Annotated in this window: 3 protein-coding genes; all 3 read left to right on the forward strand. The window is 72.2% G+C overall.

The annotated features are described in order from the left end of the window. The first annotated feature begins 203 nt into the window (after window positions 1-203). The gene (locus RIM90_RS25500; protein ID WP_309063096.1) at window positions 204-1,610 is read left to right on the forward strand and encodes a glycoside hydrolase family 16 protein; all 1,407 of its coding nucleotides are present in this window, start codon (window positions 204-206) and stop codon (window positions 1,608-1,610) included. Window positions 1,611-2,023: 413 nt separating this feature from the next. Continuing rightward, a complete protein-coding gene (locus tag RIM90_RS25505) occupies window positions 2,024-2,689 on the forward strand; it encodes a hypothetical protein (RefSeq protein ID WP_309063097.1) in 666 nt (221 codons plus the stop codon). Further along, on the forward strand, window positions 2,686-3,613 hold a 928-nt coding region (locus RIM90_RS25510), incomplete at its 3' end, for a glucose-6-phosphate dehydrogenase (protein ID WP_309063098.1). The genes RIM90_RS25505 and RIM90_RS25510, both read left to right, overlap by 4 nt.

A 3,613-nucleotide genomic window follows, 5' to 3' on the forward strand; every position in this document is an offset into this window, starting at 1 on the left:
TCCGGCGGTGGCGCGCTTGTACTCATTCGCGTCATTCATGAGCTGAACTCTCCCTGCCCGCAAGGACTTTCTCGGTTACACCTCTTGACGGCGCAAGGGCCGCAGAGCACATTGGCGTCACTTTGAGAGCGCTCTCAGGATTCAGGTCCGAGCTCTCGACGCACTCCCCGCACCGACCCTCCGTACCCGAGAGGCATCCCCACATGAGTGACACCTCCGGCATCCCCCGCACCCCCCGCAGACCCCGCTCCGTGAGGCGGGCGTTCCTCGCCGTCGTGAGCACGCTCGCTCTCGCGGCGGGCGCCGCGACCGCCGCCGCCCCGTCCGCGAGCGCTTCCGCGCCGCCTCCCCCGTCGGGCTGGAACCAGGTCTTCGTCGACGACTTCGAGGGCCCCGCGGGCAGCGGCGTCAACACCTCCCGCTGGCAGTACGCGACCGGCAAGGGCTACCCGGGCGGCCCCGCCAACTGGGGCACCGGCGAGATCGAGACGATGACGTCCAGCACGGACAACGTCTCCCTCGACGGCAACGGCAACCTCCGCATCACCCCGCGGCGCGACGCCTCCGGGAACTGGACCTCCGGCCGCATCGAGACCAACCGCACCGACTTCCAGCCCCCGGCCGGCGGCAAGCTGCGCGTCGAGGGCCGCATCCAGGTGCCCAACGTCACCGGAGCCGCCGCCAAGGGCTACTGGCCGGCGTTCTGGATGCTGGGCGCCCCCTACCGGGGCAACTACTGGAACTGGCCCGCGGTCGGCGAGCTGGACATCATGGAGAACACGCAGGGCATGAACACCGTGTTCGCCACCATGCACTGCGGCACCTCACCGGGCGGCCCGTGCAACGAGAACAGCGGCATCGGCGGTTCGACCACCTGCCAGGGCACGACGTGCCAGGCCGGCTTCCACACGTACCGGATGGAGTGGGACCGCTCGACGAGCGTGGAGGAGATCCGCTTCTACCTCGACGGCAACAACTTCCACACCGTGCGGGAGAACCAGGTCGACGCGACGACCTGGGCGAACGCCACGGACCACGGCTTCTTCATCATCCTCAACGTGGCGATGGGCGGCGGCTTCCCCGACGCCTTCGGCGGCGGTCCGGACGCCGGCACCCAGCCCGGCCACTCGATGCTGGTCGACTACGTCCAGGTGCTGACCTCCGGTGGCGGCGGCACCACCGAGCCGCCGACCGGCAACCGCGACGCCTACGGCACCATCCAGGCCGAGTCCTACGACGGCCAGTCCGGCGCGATGACGGAGACGACCTCGGACACGGGCGGCGGCCGGAACGTGGGCGCGCTGGCCAACGGCGACTGGCTGCACTTCAAGGGCGTCGACTTCGGCTCCACCCCGGCCCGGCAGTTCTCCGCGCGGGTGGCGAGCGGCGCGGCGTCCGGTGTCAGCGGCCTGGTCGAGGTGCGCCTGGACAGCCGGAGCAACGCGCCCATCGGCAGTTTCGCGGTGGGCAACACGGGCGGCTGGCAGTCGTGGCGGACGATCCCGGCGAACATCAGCTCCGTCACGGGCACCCACGACGTCTACCTGACCTTCTCCAGCGGTCAGCCGTCGGACTTCGTGAACGTCAACTGGTTCACCTTCGGCCACTGAGCACCTCCGCACCGGCCCCCTCCGGCCGGAAAAGGGGCTCCACGCGCGCGTGGGGCCCCTTTCGCGTGTCCGGGGGCGGCGGCGCGTACCGCGGACCAGGGCGGACTGCATGATCAGCACGGTTCCGCGGTACTCGCCGCTGTGCGAGAAGCGGTGGCGGCCGGGCCCATCGGGGCGGCCCGCCCGCCCGGACCGTCCGCGCGGCCCCGTGCGGCCCGGCGCTCACCCGTCAGGGTGTACCGGCGTACGGGGTGCCGCCGCCGGCCGGTGCGGGCCCGCGTTGCGGTCGAAGCCGGAGGGGGAATGACGTGGTACCGGTTCACAGGTGACGCAGGGACGCCTCGTCTCCGTCGAACGCCTCGCGAAGGAATGCCACACCTCCGCGCGCGGTTGAGGTGACCGCGAGAAAGAAGATGATCACAGTGACCGAAGCAACCGCGAGCGCGGGAGCACGGAAGCGACCGTCCGACGAGGACGTGCCGGTCCGGCCGGACGGCCTGCCGCGCGAGCGCGTCCCGTCCGGGAAGCCCGCCGGGCCGGCCGGGGCGGGAACGGTGGTGGGCGCCACCGCCGACAGGGCCGTGCGGGTGACGACCGCCGCCGGCGTCCGCGCCGCCGCGGACGTCCCGCGGCCCGTGTACGGGGCGGCCGGCGGCCGGGACGGCCGGGACGGCCGGGTCTCCCCGGAGATCGGTCCGGGGCTCGACCCGGCGGCGGTCCGCTCCCTCGCCCCCTTCTCCGCCTCCCCCGTCGGCAGCGGGATCGACGGACGGCTGAACCCGGCGCACAAGGACACCCGGTCCGTGGAGGAGCCGGTCGCGCCCCACGTCGCGACCACGGCGCCCGAGGCCGCGCCGTACGCCACCGCCGGCCACCGAGCGCTCCGGGGCGGCGCCGTCACCGGCGGTGACGCCCGGGTCCGCGTCGGCCAGGCCGCCGTGGAGCGGCCCGGGATCTCGTACGGCGAGGTGGTGCGGCAGCCGGCGCACGAGGGTGGCGCGCGGTTCGGGGACGTCCGGCAGGACCTGCTCGGCGCGGTGACGAAGTCCCACGACAGCATGGGAGTTGACGCGGAATGACCGACGAGACGACCGCACCGCGGGTGGACACCGCGGTGACCGAGGAGCGGGAGGCGCCCCGGACCGGGGAACCGGGAGCGCCCCGGACCGACGCGGCCCTCCGCGCCCCCGCGGCCGGCTGGGCCAACCCCCTGCGCGACCTCCGTGACCGCCGCCTGCCCCGGATCGCGGGCCCCTCCGGGCTCGTCATCTTCGGGGTGACGGGCGACCTGTCGCGCAAGAAGCTCATGCCGGCCGTGTACGACCTCGCCAATCGGGGTCTGCTGCCGCCGGGCTTCTCGCTGGTCGGCTTCGCCCGGCGGGACTGGGAGAACCAGGATTTCGCCCAGGTGGTCCACGACGCGGTCGAGGAGCATGCCCGCACCCCCTTCCGCGAGGAGGTCTGGCAGCAGCTCGCCGAGGGGATGCGGTTCATCCCCGGCGACTTCGACGACGACTCCGCCTTCAAGCAACTGCGCGCCGCCATCGACGAGTTGGACGCATCCCGGGGTACCAGTGGCAACTACGCCTTCTACCTCTCGGTGCCGCCGAGGTTCTTCCCGAAGGTCGTGCAGCAGCTGAAGAAGCACGGACTGGCCGACGCTCCCGAGGGATCGTGGCGGCGCGCCGTGATCGAGAAGCCGTTCGGCCACGACCTGAGGTCCGCCAAGGAGCTGAACGCGATCGTGCACGAGGTGTTCGATCCGGACCAGGTGTTCCGGATCGACCACTACCTGGGCAAGGAGACCGTCCAGAACATCCTGGCGCTGCGCTTCGCCAACCAGCTGTTCGAGCCGATCTGGAACCGGTCCTTCGTCGACCACGTGCAGATCACCATGGCCGAGGACATCGGCATCGGCGGCCGGGCCGGCTACTACGACGGCATCGGCGCCGCCCGCGACGTCATCCAGAACCACCTCCTCCAGCTGCTCGCGCTCACCGCGA

The organism is Streptomyces sp., from assembly GCF_031181555.1.
Taxonomy (GTDB): Bacteria; Actinomycetota; Actinomycetes; order Streptomycetales; family Streptomycetaceae; genus Streptomyces; species Streptomyces fimbriatus.

Excerpts from the sequence above, each read along its gene's own strand:
- RIM90_RS25500 (WP_309063096.1), top strand. The coding sequence starts at position 204 with ATGAGTGACACCTCCGGCATCCCCCGCACCCCCCGCAGACCCCGCTCC.
- RIM90_RS25505 (WP_309063097.1), top strand. The coding sequence starts at position 2,024 with ATGATCACAGTGACCGAAGCAACCGCGAGCGCGGGAGCACGGAAGCGA.